The organism is Planktotalea sp. (genome assembly GCF_049680325.1).
GTDB lineage: Bacteria > Pseudomonadota > Alphaproteobacteria > Rhodobacterales > Rhodobacteraceae > Planktotalea.
Window position 1 is genome coordinate 1 of record NZ_JBAUHO010000043.1, and the last position, 1,670, is coordinate 1,670.

The following is a 1,670-nucleotide window of genomic DNA, read 5'->3' on the forward strand; positions in this document are numbered from 1 at the left end:
GCTTTAGCCTGCAATCATCTCGGACTGGCGCACGATCACTTCGGCTTGTTTGATGGATGCGATATCCACAAGGCGGCCTTTGTAGACGGTGGCGCCTTCGCCGTTTGCCTTTGCGGTTTCCATCGCGGCGAGGATTTCACGCGCTTCGGCAACGGCTTCCTCGGAGGGGGTGAAGACCTCGTTTGCGAGACCGATCTGTTTCGGGTGGATGGCCCATTTACCAACCATGCCAAGTGTTGCCGAGCGGCGCGCCTGTGCGCGGTAGCCTTCATCATCGGAAAAGTCACCGAAGGGGCCGTCCACTGGCAAGATGCCATGGGTGCGGCAGGCCGCAACAATTGCTGTCTGCGCCCAGTGCCACGGATCGGACCAGTATTTGGCCCCTTCGCGCAGCATGTAATAGTTTTCCTGCGTGCCACCGATGCCGGTGGTCTGCATGCCCATGGAGGCCGCGAAATCGGCGGCACCCAGACTCATCGCCTGCAGGCGCGGGGAGGAAGCCGCGATGGCTTCGACATGGGCGATGCCTGCGGCTGATTCGATGATGACCTCAAAGGCGATACGCTTTTTGCGGCCCTTTGCGGTTTCGATTGCGGAGACAAGCGCGTCGACGGCATAGACGTCTTCCGCACAGCCGACTTTCGGGATCATGATCTGGTCAAGGCGGTCGGAGGCCTGTTCCAGCAGGTCCACCACGTCGCGGTACCAATAGGGGGTGTCGAGGCTGTTGATGCGCACGGAGAGGGTTTTTGTGCCCCAGTCTACGGTGTTGATTGCTTCGATCACATTGGCGCGGGCCACGTCTTTGTCGTTGGGGGCAACGCTGTCTTCGAGATCGAGGTTGATCACATCGGCGGCGGAAGCGGCCATTTTGGCGAAGAGTTTTGTGTTGGAGCCCGGGCCGAAGAGCTGGCAGCGATTGGGGCGGGCAGGTGGTGTTGGCTGGAGGCGAAAGCTCATGCGGGCTGATCCTTTTGAGACATAAAGTGTCGTATATTTGCTTGGGATGGTTATAAAGTTACGCGGGGCCGCTGCAAGGGCATTTTGCAGGTGCAGCAATTTTGAGTGCGCAAGAATTGTGCGTCGATAGGTCCAGTTGGAGGAAGGTTGTGCGCCCAGAGTGGCAAGTGCGCCAAATACGAGATTGAATTGCGCCTGTTTTGCCTCAATCTGCAGATCAGTCATTCACTCACGGAGATTCGGACCATGATTCAAACACCTTACCTGCTGTTCCTGGGCGATGCGCCGGATCAACTGTCTGCGAAAGTTGCGCAGGGCATCAAGGACTGGCGTCCTGACAATGCTGTTGGCCAGATCCGTATGGACGGCTGCAAGGCGAATGTGGGCCTTGAGGATATGACGCTGGAGCAAGCGCAGGCGGCAGGCGCCAAAACGCTGGTGATCGGTGTAGCCAACCGTGGTGGCTATATTTCGCAGGCGTGGAAAGCTGTTTTGATCGAAGCGCTGGCGATGGGCTATGATCTGGCGTCGGGTCTGCATAATCTGCTGAGCGAGGAGGCCGATCTGGTGGAGGCCGCCGCGAAGCATGGGCGTGAATTGCACGATGTGCGCATTCCATCCGTCGAATACCCGATTGCCAGCGGAGTGAAGCGTACGGGCAAGCGTGTGCTGGCTGTGGGCACGGATTGCTCTGTGGGCAAGATGTACAC

General features: G+C 58.4%; 2 protein-coding genes. One reads left to right on the top strand and one right to left on the bottom strand.

The annotated features are described in order from the left end of the window. Window positions 1–3: 3 nt before the first annotated feature. Entirely contained in the window at window positions 4–960 is a 957-nt protein-coding gene (locus tag WBC85_RS01935; protein ID WP_424432998.1) for an L-malyl-CoA/beta-methylmalyl-CoA lyase, read from the bottom strand. A gap of 246 nt (window positions 961–1,206) precedes the next feature. Between WBC85_RS01935 and WBC85_RS01940 the strand changes: the two genes are divergently transcribed. Continuing rightward, window positions 1,207–1,670 (top strand): DUF1611 domain-containing protein (locus tag WBC85_RS01940; protein ID WP_424432999.1); only part of this gene is annotated, 464 nt, incomplete at its 3' end.

Bases quoted from the DNA above. Each gene is read 5' to 3' on its own strand.
- WBC85_RS01935 (WP_424432998.1), bottom strand. From the start codon at position 960: ATGAGCTTTCGCCTCCAGCCAACACCACCTGCCCGCCCCAATCGCTGC.